The organism is Salinibacterium sp. NG253 (assembly GCF_015864945.1).
GTDB lineage: Bacteria > Actinomycetota > Actinomycetes > Actinomycetales > Microbacteriaceae > Rhodoglobus.
The window spans coordinates 1819138-1835408 of the sequence record NZ_JADYWF010000001.1 but is presented as its reverse complement, the minus strand read 5'-3'; the positions used below and the strand labels follow the sequence as shown (position 1 = coordinate 1835408).

14 protein-coding genes and 1 tRNA gene are annotated in these 16271 nt (G+C 59.0%); 10 read left to right on the top strand and 5 right to left on the bottom strand.

Annotated elements, in window-relative coordinates; translation table 11 throughout:
• Nucleotides 1-21 precede the first annotated feature (21 nt).
• The 3 genes from I6E52_RS08815 to I6E52_RS08805 form a co-directional block, all read right to left on the bottom strand.
• Nucleotides 22-957: a carbohydrate ABC transporter permease gene (locus tag I6E52_RS08815; protein WP_231601803.1), complete on the bottom strand. Its 936-nt coding sequence runs from the start codon at nt 955-957 to the stop codon at nt 22-24.
• A 2-nt stretch (nt 958-959) separates the two neighbouring features.
• Entirely contained in the window at nt 960-1919 is a 960-nt protein-coding gene (locus tag I6E52_RS08810; protein ID WP_197156410.1) for a carbohydrate ABC transporter permease, read from the bottom strand.
• 74 nt (nt 1920-1993) lie between these two features.
• Nucleotides 1994-3292 (bottom strand): ABC transporter substrate-binding protein, encoded by a 1299-nt coding sequence (locus I6E52_RS08805; protein ID WP_197156408.1) that lies wholly within the window; start codon nt 3290-3292, stop codon nt 1994-1996.
• 282 nt (nt 3293-3574) lie between these two features.
• On the opposite strand from I6E52_RS08805, the gene I6E52_RS08800 reads away from it, so the two are divergent.
• Nucleotides 3575-4624, top strand: a complete 1050-nt coding sequence (locus I6E52_RS08800; protein ID WP_197156406.1) for a LacI family DNA-binding transcriptional regulator — start codon at nt 3575-3577, stop codon at nt 4622-4624.
• Nucleotides 4625-4651: 27 nt separating this feature from the next.
• Here I6E52_RS08800 and I6E52_RS08795 read toward each other — a convergent pair whose 3' ends face one another.
• Nucleotides 4652-5251, bottom strand: a complete 600-nt coding sequence (locus I6E52_RS08795) for a hypothetical protein (RefSeq protein ID WP_197156404.1) — start codon at nt 5249-5251, stop codon at nt 4652-4654.
• A 123-nt stretch (nt 5252-5374) separates the two neighbouring features.
• On the opposite strand from I6E52_RS08795, the gene pdxY reads away from it, so the two are divergent.
• The gene (gene pdxY, locus I6E52_RS08790) at nt 5375-6226 is read left to right on the top strand and encodes a pyridoxal kinase PdxY (protein ID WP_197156403.1); all 852 of its coding nucleotides are present in this window, start codon (nt 5375-5377) and stop codon (nt 6224-6226) included.
• Between the two features lie 91 nt (nt 6227-6317).
• Here the strand turns inward: pdxY and I6E52_RS08785 are convergent.
• A tRNA-Leu gene (locus I6E52_RS08785) sits at nt 6318-6401 on the bottom strand.
• Nucleotides 6402-6642: 241 nt separating this feature from the next.
• Here I6E52_RS08785 and I6E52_RS08780 point away from each other — a divergent pair.
• The 8 genes from I6E52_RS08780 (at nt 6643) to pknB (ending at nt 16251) form a co-directional block, all read left to right on the top strand.
• The gene (locus tag I6E52_RS08780; RefSeq protein ID WP_197156402.1) at nt 6643-7329 is read left to right on the top strand and encodes a M23 family metallopeptidase; all 687 of its coding nucleotides are present in this window, start codon (nt 6643-6645) and stop codon (nt 7327-7329) included.
• A gap of 80 nt (nt 7330-7409) precedes the next feature.
• On the top strand, nt 7410-8126 hold the full coding sequence (locus I6E52_RS08775) for a DUF3662 and FHA domain-containing protein (protein ID WP_197156401.1): 717 nt from the start codon (nt 7410-7412) through the stop codon (nt 8124-8126).
• Entirely contained in the window at nt 8123-8650 is a 528-nt protein-coding gene (locus tag I6E52_RS08770; protein WP_197156400.1) for an FHA domain-containing protein, read from the top strand. The genes I6E52_RS08775 and I6E52_RS08770 overlap by 4 nt, the downstream gene beginning before the upstream one ends.
• 4 nt (nt 8651-8654) lie before the next feature.
• On the top strand, nt 8655-9899 hold the full coding sequence (locus tag I6E52_RS08765) for a Stp1/IreP family PP2C-type Ser/Thr phosphatase (RefSeq protein WP_197156399.1): 1245 nt from the start codon (nt 8655-8657) through the stop codon (nt 9897-9899).
• Nucleotides 9883-11328 (top strand): FtsW/RodA/SpoVE family cell cycle protein, encoded by a 1446-nt coding sequence (locus tag I6E52_RS08760; protein ID WP_197156398.1) that lies wholly within the window; start codon nt 9883-9885, stop codon nt 11326-11328. Before I6E52_RS08765 ends, I6E52_RS08760 begins: the two co-directional genes overlap by 17 nt.
• Nucleotides 11325-12779 carry a penicillin-binding protein 2 gene (locus tag I6E52_RS08755; RefSeq protein ID WP_197156397.1) on the top strand — a complete coding sequence of 485 codons (1455 nt, stop codon included), beginning with the start codon at nt 11325-11327 and terminating at the stop codon, nt 12777-12779. Before I6E52_RS08760 ends, I6E52_RS08755 begins: the two co-directional genes overlap by 4 nt.
• Complete coding sequence (locus I6E52_RS08750) at nt 12776-14458, top strand: protein kinase (RefSeq protein WP_197156395.1); 1683 nt, start codon at nt 12776-12778, stop codon at nt 14456-14458. Before I6E52_RS08755 ends, I6E52_RS08750 begins: the two co-directional genes overlap by 4 nt.
• A 68-nt stretch (nt 14459-14526) precedes the next feature.
• The gene (pknB, locus tag I6E52_RS08745) at nt 14527-16251 is read left to right on the top strand and encodes a Stk1 family PASTA domain-containing Ser/Thr kinase (RefSeq protein WP_197156393.1); all 1725 of its coding nucleotides are present in this window, start codon (nt 14527-14529) and stop codon (nt 16249-16251) included.
• The last annotated feature ends 20 nt before the right edge of the window (nt 16252-16271 follow it).

Sequence of the window (16271 nt, the reverse complement as noted above, 5' to 3'; positions counted from 1 at the left end):
AGCGGCGGCCGAGCAATGCGGCTACTTGATGCCAGCGTTGGTGAAACCCTGAATGAAGTACTTCTGGGCGAAGATGAACAGCACCACCATCGGTACGGTCGCCATCGTGGTTCCGGCCATCAGGTACTGCCACTGCGTGTTGTCGAGCTGCTGGAACACCGCGAGCCCGACCTGAATCACGCGAAGGTCGCTGCTGGTGGTGACGAGCAAAGGCCACAAGAAGTTGTTCCAGCTCTCTTGGAACGTCAGCAGCCCGACGGTCGCGATCGCTGGCTTGATGAGCGGCGTGTAGATCTGGGCGAAGATGCGGAACTCGCCCAGGCCATCAATACGCGCTGCCTCTTCCAAGTCCTTCGGCAGTGACAAATAGAACTGACGGAAGAGGAAGATGGCGGATGCGCTCAGCCCACCAGGAATGATGAGTGCCCACCACGTGTCCAGCCAACCGCTACCGCCCTGACCGAGAATGTCGTTGCCCCCGAACAGCGGCATGAACTTCACGAGCAAGAACTGCGGAACGATCTTCGTGTAGGTGGGGATCATCAGCATCGCGATAAAAGCGAGGAAGATCGCCTCCCGACCCTTGAAGTAAATGCGGGCCAACGCATAACCCGCCATTGAACCCAACACGACAGTGATGAGGGTGTGAGTGGTGGCGATCACAAAGCTGTTGCGAAAGTACAGGCCGAACGGCGCAGCATCCAGAGTCGCCGCGTAGTTGCTGAACATCCACTCTTGCGGAAAGAACGTGGGCGGAAACTGTGCCAGCTCGGCCGGCGATTTGAGGCTCGTGAGCACCATCCACAGGAACGGCACGAGCATCGTGACCGAGCCAAGGATGAGCGCCACATTGATGAGCGCCGCTTGCCGACCCTTCGCGTGGTGGAACCACCGCTTGCGCGGCACGACCGTGACCTGCTCGCTGATCGCGAGGGCCTTGATAGTAGGGAGAGTCATCACTAGTCCTCTTCTTTGGTGACGCGACGGCTAATGAGAGTGACAAAGAGAAGGAAGGCAAAGAGCACGACCGACTGAGCGGATGCCATTCCCATGCGGAATTCTTGGAACGCCGAGCGGTATACCTCGTAGGTCATCATCGTCGTGGCGTTGGCAGGCCCTCCGTCGGTGAGCACGTAGATCTGGTCGAACACTTGGAAGGCGCCGATGATCGAGATGATGAAGACGAAGAACGTGGCCGGCTTGAGCATGGGAACGGTGATGCTGAAAAACTTGCGAATGGAGGATGCGCCGTCGAGCGATGCTGCCTCATAGAGCGATTCGTCAATGTTCTGCAGCGCCGCAATGTAGATGAGCATCTTGATACCGATGCCCTGCCAAGCGCCTACCAAGATCACTGCCGGGAGCGCCCACTGCGGGTCGACGAGCCAGGCTTGACCGGGAATGCCCAGCGTTTCGAGCATGGCGTTGAGCAGACCGTACTGCGGGTTGAAGATCCACAGCCACACCATCGCGATGGCGACGGTAGCGGTGACCTGCGGCAGGAAGAAGGCGGTGCGATAAAACTTTTGTAGTTTGAAGCCCTGGTTGAGCAGCACTGCCACGACGACTGCGACAGCCATTGATACGGGCACTGTCCAGAACGTGTACCAAACGGTATTGCCGATGGACTGCATGAAGACGGCGTCGTTGAACATTTCGACGTAGTTGTCGAACCAGATCCACTTCGGCGCTTCGAAGATGCCGTAGTCAGTGAACGAAAGATAGAAGGTCGCGATGACGGGGATCAGCGTCCACAGTCCCACGTGGATCACGGATGGCGTGATCATCAGCCAGCCAGCACGGCGCCGCTTCTTCTCCGCGGTACTGATCCGCTTGCGTTTCTTCGGTGCGGTGGATGGGGAAACCTGCTTCGCTGCCGCTTCCGCGCCGCGAATGGGGTGTCGCTCTGTAGTGGTCATCACGCCCTCGTGTGGTTGAAGTCTGGGGAGGTAGTGCCCGGGCGGGTTGGACGCCCGGGCACTCAGGGGAGGAACTAGCGGTCTATTGCTGTCTGAACGAGAGCAGCGAGATCGTCAAGCGCTTCCTGGGGAGTTTTCTGTCCGAGCAGAGCGCCCTGAACTGCGGGGGCGAAGTCGCCACGCACCTCAAGCCACTGTGACGGGCCGCCCTCGCGCTGGGCGACATCCAAGTTCTCCATGGCGAACTGCACGAAGCGGTTCGACTGCACGTAGTCAGAGTCGAGCAGTTCGGTCAGAGCCGGCACGTTTCCGCGCTGTTCGTTGGCTGCAAGTGCTGCGTCAGGGCTCGACAGGAACTCGAGAAGTGCGCGAGCTGCCTGCGGGTTCTTGGAGTTGTTGGCAACGGTCGCCAAGGTTCCACCGAAGAACATGCCGGATGCTTCGCCCTGAATAACGAAAGGCTCAAGGTTGTCGAGCACAGTCGGGTCGGCTTCCTGCGCCTGGGTCCACAGGTTGTTGTGGGCGATACCCATTGCAGCCCGGCCGTTGATGAGCGGGTTCACGATGTCATCGGTTGAGGTGAAGCCAATGTCTTCAACCTCATACTTGTTCACTAGGTCAGCCATGAGGCCAAGAGCCGCAACACCTTCATCACTATTGAACGCGGGTGCCGTTGCGTCGTCATTGAAGAGTTCGCCGCCGGCCGAGAAGAGAATCGTCTCAAAGGCTTGGCGGGCATCCAACGACATCATGTCGAAGCCTGCACGCTCGAGCGAACCGTTGGATGAGCGCACGGTGGTCGCTTCTGCGATCTCGATGAGCTCCTCCCATGAGGAGGGCGGGCTGTCGTAGCCAGCTTCCTTGAGGATGTCCATGCGAGCGACTCCGAAGCGAGTGTCGAGCATGATCGGCACGGCGTAGACGTTGCCGTCCCACATGCCGGCTTCAACGATCTCGTCGGTGTAACTCTCCTTGAGGGTGTCTTCACTCAAGCCAAGTTCGCCGAGGTCAGCAAGCACACCCTTGTCAGCGAAGGCTTCGATCCAGCCGACGCCCATGAGCATCACGTCGGGCACGAGGCCTGAGACGACAGCCGTCGTCAGCTTCTCGTTGAGGTTGCCGTACGTCGTGTAGTCGACATTGACGGTGACGTTGGGGTATTCCTCGTAGAACTGCGGAAGCAGTTCGTCTTCGAGAAGGTCTTGTCCGGGGCTTCCCTCAAAGATGGGGGTGAGCAGGCTGATCTCGCCCGAAATCTCGTCGGGGTTGAGTTCTGTGTCTGCTTCTCCGGCTGAACAGGCGGCGAGACCGAGACCCATCAGGGCCACCATCGCTACCGATGCTGTGCGGCGCATTCGTGACTTCACTTCCATGTGCATGTCCTCTCACTGTGAGATTGAGCGACGGCTCCAGTGCCTTCGTTCCGCGACGTCGTCGTCGGCTCATTCGATTGTTGACCGATTTCCTAAGGGGGGTGGGTGAAATCGGTGTAACGATGCACTGACCATAGACGAGTCTGTCTCTTCACGTCAATAGGTTTTATTTGAATAGGTTTAACTTCGGCGCGAGTGGTTCAGCGACCGTTTGCCGAAAACCAATAAATCGTTACACTGAAACAGCGATCATCAGGATCGCCATCAACCAAAGGAGGTCACGTGGCTCGAGTAACCATCCAGCATGTGGCGCAGGCCGCTGGCGTTTCCCCCAGCACCGTCTCCAACTTCCTCAACGACCGTCAGGGTCGGATGGTCGCTGCGACACGAACGCGCATTGAGACGGCGATCGCAGAACTCGGCTACCGGCCCAACCGTGCGGCCCGCCAGTTGCGCAATGGCAAAACGCAGACCGTAGGCCTCGTAGTGCCCTCCGTCGGCAACCCGTTTTGGGGAGCATTCGCTCACGAAGTCGAAGTCGCCGCACTGGCATTGGGATGCAGCGTTCTGCTCTGCAACAGCGAGCGCGATCCCGAACGCGAGCGCCGCTATGTCGAAGAGCTGTGGGAAGACGGCGTGCGCAGCATCATCCTGTGTACTTCATTGCCATCACTCGATCACGTCAGCCAAGTCATCAAAGAAGGCCTTCGGCTTGTCACTTTCGACCGGCCGGCTCAGCCGCATGACCCCGAGTCAGTGGTGAGTATCAGCATCGACAACAACGTGGGTGGCCAGGTCGCCACCGCTCACCTTCTCGAGCTCGGTCACACGCGCATTGCTTTCGTCTCGGGCTCAATCCGCTCGGTCAACCGGTCAGCACGCTACCGCGGATACTGCGATGCCATCGAGGCCGCAGGTCTCTCCGTGGCCGACATGCCGCACTGGACTGGCCTCGACGCTGATCTGTTCGGTGACGTGGAAGCAGCCGAAGTGGGCCGCGCTGCGGCAAAAGATCTATTCGCCGACCCCGCTACCGCTCCCACCGCGGTCGTGGCGATCAACGACATGACGGCGCTGGGATTCTGCCGCGGCCTTCGCGATTTGGGGCTCAAGGTCGGTCGTGATGTGTCAGTGATCGGGTTCGACGACATCATCCTCGCCGATCTCTACGACCCGCCGCTCACGAGCGTTCGCCAGCCCATCACTCGGATGGCGCAGCTTGCCGTCAGCGAAGCGGTCGAGCGCGGCTCAAACGAGTCGACCGACCCGGGCAGCTCGGTGCTGTTGCGCGCAGAACTCGTGGTGCGGGAGTCGACGGCTCGGCTTGCCTAAGGCCAAATAGCCGCTAGAGCCAAAGAATTATTCCAAGGCGTCGGGGAGCACGTAGGTGTCGAATTCTTCTCCTGAAGCGGCGTCGATGTAGCTCACAACGACATGGCGATCATCGATAGAAACGCCATCGAATGACTGGAAGAACATCGCTTGGATTCCCAAGCCGAATGGAATGAACTTAGCGGAAAACGAGCTATCGAACGCTGCGCGGTCCACGGTCATGGCGAACGTTTCGAATTTGTCGTCGTGCGTGATCTCTGTGATCGAAGCTTCCGTGCTCAACGTTTCGGCGATACTCTCGTCGATGCCACTGGCCATCTCTGCGATTAGTTCGGCGTGCACCGACTTGGGAATGGTGTACTCGACCGAACCATCGTCATTAACGACAGCTTTATAGCCAGATTCTTCAGCGTTTGCTTGAATTTCCTCTTCGGACATTTCCTCGAAAAAGCTTGCGGGCAGCGTTACAACCACGTCAAGGAGTTTCTCTTCGACTTCAATTCCGCCCTCGGTCGACGATGAGGATTCCGGATCGCTGCTTGCTCCCGAGGATGCGCAACCCGCCATCATTGTGCAGGCCACAATTGCGGTCGCGATGACGCTCATGGTCTTAGTTCTTACAATCACAAAATCCCCTAAATCGCTTCAATACGTCAAATTTGAGGCTATCGAGCGGCTCTCTTCGAGCGCGCCCCCACGTTGTGGTGACGCCGCACGTTGGCATGCAGCAGAAGGTGGGAGAATCGAGTAATGAAGATTCTCTCGATCCAGTCAGCAGTCGCGTACGGCCATGTCGGCAATTCAGCCGCGGTGTTCCCGCTGCAACGCATCGGCGTTGAGGTGTTGCCTGTCTATACGGTCAATTTCTCGAACCACACTGGGTATGGGGCGTGGCGCGGCCCGATGATCGATCCGAGCGACGTTTCTGAGGTCATCACCGGCATCGAGGATCGCGGCGTTTTCCCCGACATCGACGTCGTGCTCTCTGGGTACCAGGGCGGCGAGGGCATCGGCGATGTGATCATCGACACCGTTGCCCGAGTCAAGGCAGCAAACCCGAACGCGCTCTACTCGTGCGACCCGGTGATGGGCAACGCGAAATCCGGATGCTTCGTGGCTCCTGCCATCCCGATCCTGCTTCGTGAGCGCGTGGTTCCTGTCGCCGACATCATCACCCCGAACCAGTTCGAGCTGGGTTTTCTCACCGAAACCGAGCCCGACACCATCGAATCGACGCTGGCATCCGCAGATCTCGCCCGCGCTATGGGCCCGAGCACTGTTCTTGTGACGAGCGTGGAGCGTCCCGACCGTGAGCTCGACACGATTGAAATGATGGTCGTGACGGATGCCGGGGCGTGGATCGTGCAAACCCCAAAGCTTCCCATCAAGGCCAACGGTTCCGGTGACGTCACCGCCGCGCTTTTCACCGCCCACTTTGTGCGCACCGGCGATGCCGCTGATGCTCTCGCTCGCACGGCATCCAGCGTCTTTGACCTTCTCACCAAGACTCTCGAGTCTGGCGACCGTGAACTCCAACTCGTTGAATCGCAGGAGTTCTACGCGCACCCACAGATGCAGTTCACTTCGCGCCAAGTTCGCTAGCGAACAGCGCAGACCAAGCGGAACAGACCAATAAGAAAAGGCCCACCAACCGGTGGGCCTTTTCTTTTACTTCTTGTGTGCGATTGCACTGTGCGCGAGGGGGGACTTGAACCCCCACGTCCTTTCGAACACACGGACCTGAACCGTGCGCGTCTACCAATTCCGCCACTCACGCGTGGGTTGAGTTGAACACTCAACTGAGTGAGATTATCACAGCGCCCAGTGGTTCAGTGATTCCGGGGCCAGAAGATGAATAGTGACGATTCACAGCTTCGTCATATAGTGTCGATAGCTGTCCGTGTGCCTAAAGCTACGGGTTCAACCAGACTTGATCCAAAATCTGTCCAACCAGACAGAACACAGACCACACCCCTGGGGGTTACCGCGTGAAACGATTGCTGATAATCAGCACAATCATGGCTGTTGTCGTGAGTGTGACTGTTCCAGCCGCAGCACACATGGAGCCCTCGTCGCGCGATATCGAGTCAACTGCTTCTGCAGCGTCGGCATCCGCAATTTTGCAGCAGTCTGCTGCTATCGCCCCCACAGAACCCGCACAGACTGTGCCGATCCAGTCTTTTGCTTCCTCGGTAGAAACCGAAATTTCAGCGGCCACTCGCGACGCCATCAAGGTAAAAGCGCCTGAGCCTGAGCCTGAGCCTGTTGTTGAGGTCTATGCCGCAGCACCCTCCGGTTCATTCTCCGGAAGCTACAACGGTGCCTTCGCTGGTTTCCTTACACAGTGGCCGGCTAACGCTCCTGTCAACGATGGCTTCGGCTACCGCGGATCAGAATTCCACGGCGGAATCGACATCATGACCGGCAGCGGCATGACGGTCGTCTCGGCCGCACCCGGCGTCGTTACTCAGGTCACCTACGGTGGCGGCTGGGGTCAATACGTCAAGGTCGATCACGGCAGCGGCGTTTCCACGCTCTACGCTCACTTCATTCAAGGCTCGCAAATGGTCTCCCCCGGCCAAACTGTTGCAGCAGGCACCCCCCTCGGCCTGAGCGGCAGCACCGGTTACGTCACCGTCGCCCACCTCCACTTTGAGACCTACGTCAACGGCACACGCGTTGACCCGATGGGTCTCCTGCCCTAATTGCTCAACCGTGGGTAACGGGTTAGCGACATGCACCAGCTAACATCGACGTACTACAACGAGCCACAACGAGGAGAGCTTTGGGTCTTCTGGACAACTTTGAACGAGGTCTCGAACGCGCCGTGAATGGCGCTTTCGCTAAGACCTTCAAGAGTGGTCTGCAACCCGTCGAAATCACGAGCGCCTTGCGCCGCGAACTCGACACGCAGGCTGCCGTTGTATCGCGAGACCGCATCCTCGTACCCAACAACTTCACCGTGCGCCTCAGCCAAAGCGACTATCAGCGGATGGCTGGCCTCGGCAGCACCCTCATCTCCGAACTGACCGAGTTGGTGCAGCGTCACGCCACAGCCCAGCACTATTCGTTCTCCGGCGGTATCTCTATCGCTCTTGTCCCCGATGATTCCCTCAGCGAGGGGATGATCGAAGTCGACTCTGTGAATGTGAAGGGCACCGTCGCTTGGACTCCGGTACTCGACATCAACGGCACTCGTCACACCCTCAAACACGCCCGCACGATCATTGGTCGCGGCAGCGAAGCCGACATCACGCTCGACGACAATGGCATTTCACGCAAGCATGTTGAGATCCTGTGGGACGGCAGCCGTGCCGAAGTTAACGATCTGAACTCCACAAATGGGTCAAAATTGAACGGATCGCCAGTTTCTCGTGCACCACTCGCGCCGGAATCCGTGATTGATATCGGTCGAACCCGTATCGTATTCCGTGTGCTTGCCCAATCTGCAGATGTCGACCAGCCCGCTGATCGTCGCGACGACCGGGGGTTCACCCTATGAGTGAACTAACCCTCCTTTTGTTGCGCGTTGCGTTCTTGGCCGTCATGTGGGGCTTCATCTTTGCCATCGTGTATGCCTTGCGCTCCGATCTCTTCGGAGAAAAGGTGCGTCGGATGCCTGTTCAGAACGCAGCTCAGGCGCAGCAAGCTGCCGCAGCACCGGCCGCTCCGGCTCCTGCCGCCGCCCAGCCCACGCGCCCTGTGCCGCCAGCGCCCGCCGAGGGAAGCTCGCTCGACGCTACGCGCCTCGTCATTGTCTCTGGATCAAAAGAGGGGCTAGAGATTTCGCTCCCCGAAGAGCAGCTCACGATTGGCCGCTCGAGTGAATCCGGCCTCGTTATCCGTGACGACTACACCTCCACTCACCACGCACGCTTGTTGCGGTGGGCCGATAGCTGGGTTGTTCAGGATCTTGATTCCACGAATGGCACCTTCTTGGCCGGTCAGCGTGTGAGTGTTCCGACGCCGATTCCGTTGAATACGCCGATCAAAATCGGCACTACTAGCTTCGAACTGCGACGGTAACTGAATGGCCACTTCGGGCAACAGTGCTGCCGCCTCCCATGTGGGAAAGGTTCGGGCTAACAACCAGGACAGTGCGTACGCCGGCAGTCACCTCTTTATCGTCGCGGACGGCATGGGTGGTCATGCTGGCGGTGACGTCGCCTCCGCAATCACTATCAAGCACGTTGTAGAAGCCGACCACATTTTTGAGACCGCGGAAGAAGCAGCTCAGGCGCTGCACGACACTCTGCTCGCCGCCAACCGCATCCTCTCTGACACCGTTATCGAGCACAATGAGCTCACGGGCATGGGCACCACGGTCAGTGGAATGGTTCGTGTCGGCAACAAGATGGGCATGGCCCACATTGGTGACTCGCGCATTTATTTGTTGCGCGACGGCACCATGAAGCAGATGACGCACGACCACACCTTCGTGCAACGTCTGGTCGAAAGCGGCCGCATCACCCTCGAAGAAGCGGCAGTGCATCCGCGTCGATCGGTCCTGATGCGGGTATTGGGTGACGTTGATGCGTCGCCCGAGATCGACACCGAAGTTTTTGACACCCAGCCCGGTGACCGCTGGTTGCTGTGCTCTGATGGTCTGAGCAGTTTCGTTACTGAAGAGAAAATCGCGGCAATCCTTCGCCGGGTAACCGACTCGGAGGTCGCGACCGAGCGTCTCGTTCAGGCTGCTCTCGATCAGGGTGCCCCCGACAACGTCACCGTTGTGTTGGTGGATGTTGGCGACGACGCGTCGTCAGCCCACGAGCCGCCGCTCATGGTTGGTTCCGCAGCCTCCCCGCTCTCGTTCGAGCCGACAATCGTGAAGAAGCCGGTTCGTTTGCCGAACCTGTTGCTGCACCCGTTAAAGGCGACGCAAACCGACGACAGCCACTTCGAGCCCGAGTCTGACGAGTATTACCAGGCCATCATCCGCGAGGATCGCCGCCGAGTTCGCCGCCGCCGCATTTCGTGGATTACTTTCATCACCCTCACTATCGCGGCGATCATTACGGGTCTAGTTCTGGGCTACCAGTACACGCAACAGCAGCACTTCGTGGGGACTGATGACGGCAAGGTCGCTATCTATCAGGGTGTGCAGCAAAGCATCGGCCCGATTTCGTTGTCCCACGTTTACCAAATCACCGACGTTCGCGTTGTTGATCTTCCCCTCTATTTGCGCTCGAGCGTTGAGAACACCATCAATGCGAGTGACCTTGAGGATGCCCAACGCATTGTAGAAATGTTGTCTGATGCCCGTGTCCCCTAGCGCTGACGCTCGGGCCTCAGCGGCGGCGGGCCCCCGAGCTATCACCGAAAACATCCGTCTTAAACTGCGGGTTCCTGCGCGCCTGCGCAACCTCGAATTGCTGCTGATCATTGTCGCAATCGGCATCAACTTGGGCGCTATAGCTCTCGTGCAATTGGGGGCGATGGGGCACCTTGGCTACACCGTCTTGGGCCTCTCGGGATTGCTAGGTGTGCTCGTATTCGCGATGCACATCACGCTGCGCAAAACAGCGCGGGATGCCGACCCCCTGATTCTGCCCATCATTACGGTGCTCAATGGTCTCGGTATCGCCATGATCTACCGCATTGATTTGGCGGACGAGACTACTGGCTGGGGCAGCGGCGGCGTTCGCCAGATCGTCTGGACCGGCATTGCGATCATCATCGCCATGGCGGTGCTCATCATCATCAAGAATCACCGAGTGCTGCAGCGCTATCGCTACATCGCAATGTTCAGCGGTATCGCCCTGCTGCTGCTGCCGCTTGCGCCGATCATTGGCGACACCCGATTCGGCGCGCGCCTCTGGGTTCAAATCGGTGCGTTCTCGTTCCAGCCGGGCGAGCTCGCCAAGATTGCCTTGGCAATATTCTTCGCTGGCTATCTGGTGTCGGCGCGAGACTCACTCTCCATGGTCGGCCGCAAGTTTATGGGGATGACCTTCCCGCGCGCCCGCGATCTTGGACCGATCATTGTGGTCTTTGTGGCCTCCATGCTCGTGTTGATCTTCCAACGCGATATGGGTACCGCCCTGCTCTACTTCGGCCTCTTCCTCGTGATGATCTATGTCGCCACGGGCCGTTCAAGCTGGATTCTGCTCGGAATGGCGATGTTCTTGGGCGGCGCTTTCATAGCAAGTCGTTACCTCACCTATATCTCTGGCCGCATCGATGCCTGGCTCGATCCCTTCAATCAGGAGGTCTACGAGGCAACCGGAGGCAGCTATCAGCTGGTTCAGGGGCTCTTTGGATTCGCTGACGGTGGGCTCATCGGCACCGGTCTCGGCCGAGGCAGCCCCGAGATCACTCCGCTTGCCGAGAGCGACTACATCGTTGCCTCGCTTGGCGAAGAACTCGGCCTTATAGGCATCTTCGCAATTCTGGCGTTGTACCTTCTGTTTGTGTCTCGTGGATTCCGTATCGGCTTTGCCGGTCAAGATGATTTCGGCCGCCTCTTGGGTGTCGGTCTCGCTTTTGTGATCGCGCTGCAGGTCTTTGTCGTTATCGGTGGCGTCACACGCGTGATTCCGTTGACGGGTCTCACGACCCCGTTCTTGGCCGCCGGTGGTTCATCGCTGGTCGCCAACTGGATCATTGCAGCGCTTTTGCTGCGCCTCTCTGACACCGTGCGTCACCAGCCGCAGCTCGTTATTGAGCCCTCGATCGAAAACCGATTGGTGGTGGGACAGTGAACCGCGAGCTTAAGCGAGTAAGCGCCGTCGTGCTTCTCATGTTCATCAGCTTGTTCATTTCAAGTTCAGTGATTCAGGTTGTCACGGCCGACAGCCTGCAGGCGGATGGTCGCAATGTACGCACGCTCTACGCAAGCTATTCGGCCGAGCGTGGCCCGATCCTCGTCAATGGGGAACCAATCGCATTTTCAGAGCCTGTGGATGACGAGTTCAAGTTCTTGCGGGTCTACCCGAAGGGCGAGCTGTATGCGCCCATCACCGGCTACCTCACTCTGAACCAGGGCAATACTGGTCTCGAAGATTCGCTCAACGACTACCTCAGTGGTTCCTCGAACGATCAGTTCTTTGATCAGGTGAACTCAATCCTCACCGGACAGAACCCCACCGGTGCTGCTGTCGAACTCACGATCGATCCCGTGATTCAGCAGGCTGCCTGGGATGCCCTCGGAGACCTCAAGGGCGCCGTAATCGCTATCAAGCCCGATACAGGCGAAATCTTGGCGATGGTGTCCAAGCCGTCGTATGACCCCAATGAGTTGGCCGTTCACAACACGAGCGAGGTCATCGATGCGTATGACCGCCTGCTCTCTGACCCGGACGACCCGTTCTATAACCGCACGCTTGCCGGGCCTTTGGACCCTCCCGGATCGACGTTCAAGCTCGTCGTCGCAGCTGCTGCTCTCGAGAGCGGCGACTACACCGCCGACAGCACGTTCCCGAACCCCGCAGAGCTGCAGCTCCCCGAGAGCACCTTCGTCATCAGCAACTCCGACAGCGCGACGTGTGGCTCGGGCAGCACCGCATCAATCGCTACGGCAATCCGGCTCTCGTGCAACATCCCCTTCGCTCAGTTGGGTGCAGAGCTCGGGACCAACGCAATTCGCGAGCAGGCCAACCTCTTCGGCTTCAACGAGAGCGTCTCCGTGCCGCTCGCCTCGACCGAGAGTGTTTACCCCCGCGCGCTTGACGCTCCCCAGACCATGCTCTCCGCATTTGGTCAATCCAGCGTTCGCGCGTCCCCCCTGCAAATGGCAATGGTGTCGATGGCAATCGCCAATAGCGGCACTCTGATGCAGCCCAATCTTGTTGAGAGCATCGTGTCCTCCGATCTCACAACCATCCAATCCTTCGAGCCAACCCTGTTCAATCAGGCAATCAGTCCGCAAACCGCGGCTGCACTCACCCAGATGATGGTGGATGGGGTCAGTAACGGTGCCGCGAACACTGCCAGTATTGATGGGGTTGAGGTTGCAGGTAAAACCGGTACAGCAGAAAACGGAGAAGGCGAGCCATACACCCTATGGTTCACCGGATTCGCGCCGGCAAATGATCCAGAAGTTGTTGTCGCGGTAGTTGTTCAAGACGGTGGCGGACTAGGACAGTCCGGCACATCGAGTGGGCTCTCCGCACCAATTGGGCGTCAAGTACTAGAGGCGGTGCTAAACAGATGAGACCAACTAGTGGACTCACATTCGGCGGTAGATACCAGCTTTCCAGTCGCGTAGCGATTGGTGGCATGGGCGAGGTCTGGCAAGCAACAGACCTCGTGATCGGTCGAACGGTTGCGATCAAGATCCTCAAGGACGAGTACCTCGGCGACCCCGGGTTCTTGGAGCGTTTCCGTGCCGAAGCGCGCCACGCTGCTCTCGTCAACCACGAGGGCATCGCCAACGTCTTCGACTACGGCGAAGAAGAGGGCAGCGCTTACCTCGTCATGGAACTCGTTCCTGGCGAAGCGCTCAGCGCCATCCTTGAACGTGAACGCGTTCTTGACCCCGACCGTGTTCTCGATATCGTGTCTCAGACCGCCGCCGCGCTTCAGGCTGCCCACGCCGCTGGTCTCGTACACCGCGACATCAAGCCCGGAAACCTTCTGATCACACCAGAAGGCCGCGTCAAGATCACTGACTTCGGTATCGCCCGCATCGCCGATCAGGTGCCACTGACCGCAACCGGTCAAGTCATGGGAACGGTGCAATACCTCTCGCCTGAACAGGCCAGTGGTCACCCCGCCTCCCCGACGACCGACATTTACTCTCTCGGAATCGTCGCCTACGAAGCCCTCGCTGGCCGCCGCCCGTTCACGGGCGAATCGCAGGTTGCGATCGCGATGGCACAGATCAACGAGACTCCACCCGAGCTGCCGATGACGGTATCCGAGCCGGTACGCAACCTTGTGTACGCGTGCTTGGCTAAGTCACCCGGCGACCGCCCGGCATCTGCTTCGCACCTGTCTCGCGCAGCACAATCGTTGCGCCGCGGGGATGTCGCTGCTGCCGCCACCGCGGTTCCCGGCATCTTGGGCGATAACTCTCATGCCGCGACCGTCGGTCTCAACTACGGCAACAACACGCAGGCGACTCGAGTTCTCACGACCGCGAACCCCGCCGGCGCCGCCGTCACCCCGGGCGAAGTTCTCGAGGAGACCAAGCGTCGCAATCCGTGGACGTGGCCGATCGTTGCGCTCATTTCCCTGCTGGCCGTCGTCTTGATCGGTGCGATTATCGCGCTGCTCGCGAGCCCGGGTGATGAAGAGCCCGTGGCAACAAGCGCATCGCCGAGCGCTACTGAGACTGTCGAGCCTACGCCGGAACCCACGCCCACAGTAGTCGCGCTCAGCGAAGATGAACTCTTGGACCGCAAGCAAGATGCGGTCGCGCAAATTCTCGAAGACAAAGAGCTCGTGCTCGATGCTCAGATCGGCACCGAGGCACCGTCGTCTGAAAAGGTTGGTTTCTCCTACCAGGCAGCCCCGACCGGCAACGTCTCGAAGGGCGAAACCATCACGGTCTACTTCTACGACAAAATCGCGGTAACTCCGGATCCGACGCAGCCTTCTGCGACGACATTGACTCCACTGGGCCCGTATTACGGAGACGAACCTGTCACGGTGAAGTGGACGACGTATCAGGGTTGCCCTGCTGGTCATCCGCTAACTTCGTTCAACTTCCTTGTCGTGGGCGGCCCCAACGCCGGAGCTTCCAGCTATGCCGCCGGCGTGACCCAGTTCGACATCGTGTTGCCGTCGAATGAGGGCGACACTACAAAGATCTCGTACACCGCGGTGTGTACCGATCTTGAGTCGCCGTCTTCTGAGCCGGTCACAGTCACGATCGTTGCCGGTCCGTGAGGCAATATCACTACTCGCAACGGATAGACTGAGTCGGTACAGACCCCACAACAAACAGGAGTGAACCAGTGAGCGAAGGCGTGGCAAAGGGCGTACGCCAGCTCGCCGGGCGATACCAAATTGGCGAACTTCTTGGCCACGGCGGTATGGCTGATGTTCACTTGGGAATGGACACGCGGCTAGGTCGTCGAGTGGCAATCAAGCTGCTCAAGCCGTCGCTGGCTAACGACCCTGCGTTCCGTACCCGTTTTCGGCGGGAAGCTCACGATGCCGCAAAGATGGCGCACCCCACCATCGTGCGAATTTTCGATGCTGGCGAAGAGTCCGTAATCGATGAGACGGGTCATGAGACCCTCATCCCGTTCATCATCATGGAATACGTCGACGGGCGCCTGTTGAAAGACATCGTGGCTGAAGGCCCGATTGCTCCCGACGAGTCAGCACGCATCGTCTCGCAAGTACTCACCGCTCTTGAGTACTCGCATCGTGCTGGAGTCGTTCACCGCGATATCAAACCCGGCAACATCATGGTCACTAAGAGTGGCCAAGTGAAAGTCATGGACTTCGGCATCGCCCGTGCGGTTTCTGACTCCGCTGCCACGATCGCTGAGTCGAGTGCCATCGTCGGCACCGCCCAATATTTCTCTCCCGAGCAGGCTCGTGGCGAAGGGGTGGATGCCCGCTCCGACCTCTACTCCACCGGCGTTGTTTTGTTCGAGCTTCTCACCGGGCAGCCGCCGTTCACTGGAGCAAACCCGGTCGCCGTTGCGTACCAGCACGTGAACTCGGAGCCAGTGCCCCCGAGCACGATGGTTGCCGCTGTCTCCCCTGCTCTCGATGCTGTCGTACTGCGGTCGCTCTCGAAGGATCGCTTCGACCGCTACCAGAGTGCTGCCGAGTTCCGCACCGACCTTGAGGCAGCTGCTGCCGGCTCGGTTCCGGAACGCAAGCAACTCGCATCCACCGATTTTAATTCCACCCTCTTCGGGGTCAACCCGAATAGCACTGCCGGCAGCGACGCCACTTTCCGTCAGCTTGCGGTCGATGAGAACGATCGCACTCCGCGCACCCAGAACCGTCCTCCGGTTGCCTGGATCTGGGGCGGAATTGCTCTCATGGTTGTCATCATTGTCTCCGTCGTCGTCTGGGCCTTCAGCCTCACTCCTGCTCAGCTCGCTGGAACCAGTGCAGTGGACGTTCCGGATGTCGCGAGCCTGACTTACGAAGAGGGTGCCGCTCTGCTCACAGAGCTCGACCTCGTTCCGAAGCGGGTCAATCAGGCCAGCGAGACTATTGAAGAGGGCATCATCATCCGCACAGATCCTGGCCCCGGCCAGACTGTGCCTCTTGGCCTCGAAATTCAGGTTGTTGTCTCGCTTGGTCGCACTCCGGTGACCGTGCCGAATGTCAGCAACATGCAAGAAGATGCGGCGATCAAGCTCCTCGAGTCGGCGGGGCTGGTCTACGGCACAACCTCCCAGACCTATTCGCCCAATCTCAGCAAGGGCACCGTCATCAGTTCTGACCCCCGCGGGGATGCGGAGCGCACCTCAGACGGTGAGGTCATCCGCGAGGGTGAAACTGTCAACCTCGTCGTGTCCAATGGCCTCGTGCAGGTTCCTGATGTCACCGGCAAAGACATCGGTGAAGCGAACACGACGCTCACCGGCCTGCAGCTCAGCGTGAAGTTGAGTGCGGACTTCGGATGCTCGGGCAATACGGTCAGCTACCAATCAATCGTGGGCGACCAAGCTCAGAAGTCCGAGATCACGCTGCAGTACTGCGCTGGCTAAGACTGCGATAGTCTCACGCC

Excerpts from the sequence above, each read along its gene's own strand:
- I6E52_RS08815 (WP_231601803.1), bottom strand. The coding sequence starts at position 957 with ATGACTCTCCCTACTATCAAGGCCCTCGCGATCAGCGAGCAGGTCACG.
- I6E52_RS08750 (WP_197156395.1), top strand. The coding sequence starts at position 12,776 with ATGAGACCAACTAGTGGACTCACATTCGGCGGTAGATACCAGCTTTCC.
- I6E52_RS08765 (WP_197156399.1), top strand. The coding sequence starts at position 8,655 with ATGGCCACTTCGGGCAACAGTGCTGCCGCCTCCCATGTGGGAAAGGTT.
- I6E52_RS08760 (WP_197156398.1), top strand. The coding sequence starts at position 9,883 with ATGCCCGTGTCCCCTAGCGCTGACGCTCGGGCCTCAGCGGCGGCGGGC.
- I6E52_RS08770 (WP_197156400.1), top strand. The coding sequence starts at position 8,123 with ATGAGTGAACTAACCCTCCTTTTGTTGCGCGTTGCGTTCTTGGCCGTC.
- I6E52_RS08810 (WP_197156410.1), bottom strand. The coding sequence starts at position 1,919 with ATGACCACTACAGAGCGACACCCCATTCGCGGCGCGGAAGCGGCAGCG.
- pdxY (WP_197156403.1), top strand. The coding sequence starts at position 5,375 with ATGAAGATTCTCTCGATCCAGTCAGCAGTCGCGTACGGCCATGTCGGC.
- I6E52_RS08780 (WP_197156402.1), top strand. The coding sequence starts at position 6,643 with ATGGCTGTTGTCGTGAGTGTGACTGTTCCAGCCGCAGCACACATGGAG.
- I6E52_RS08805 (WP_197156408.1), bottom strand. The coding sequence starts at position 3,292 with ATGGAAGTGAAGTCACGAATGCGCCGCACAGCATCGGTAGCGATGGTG.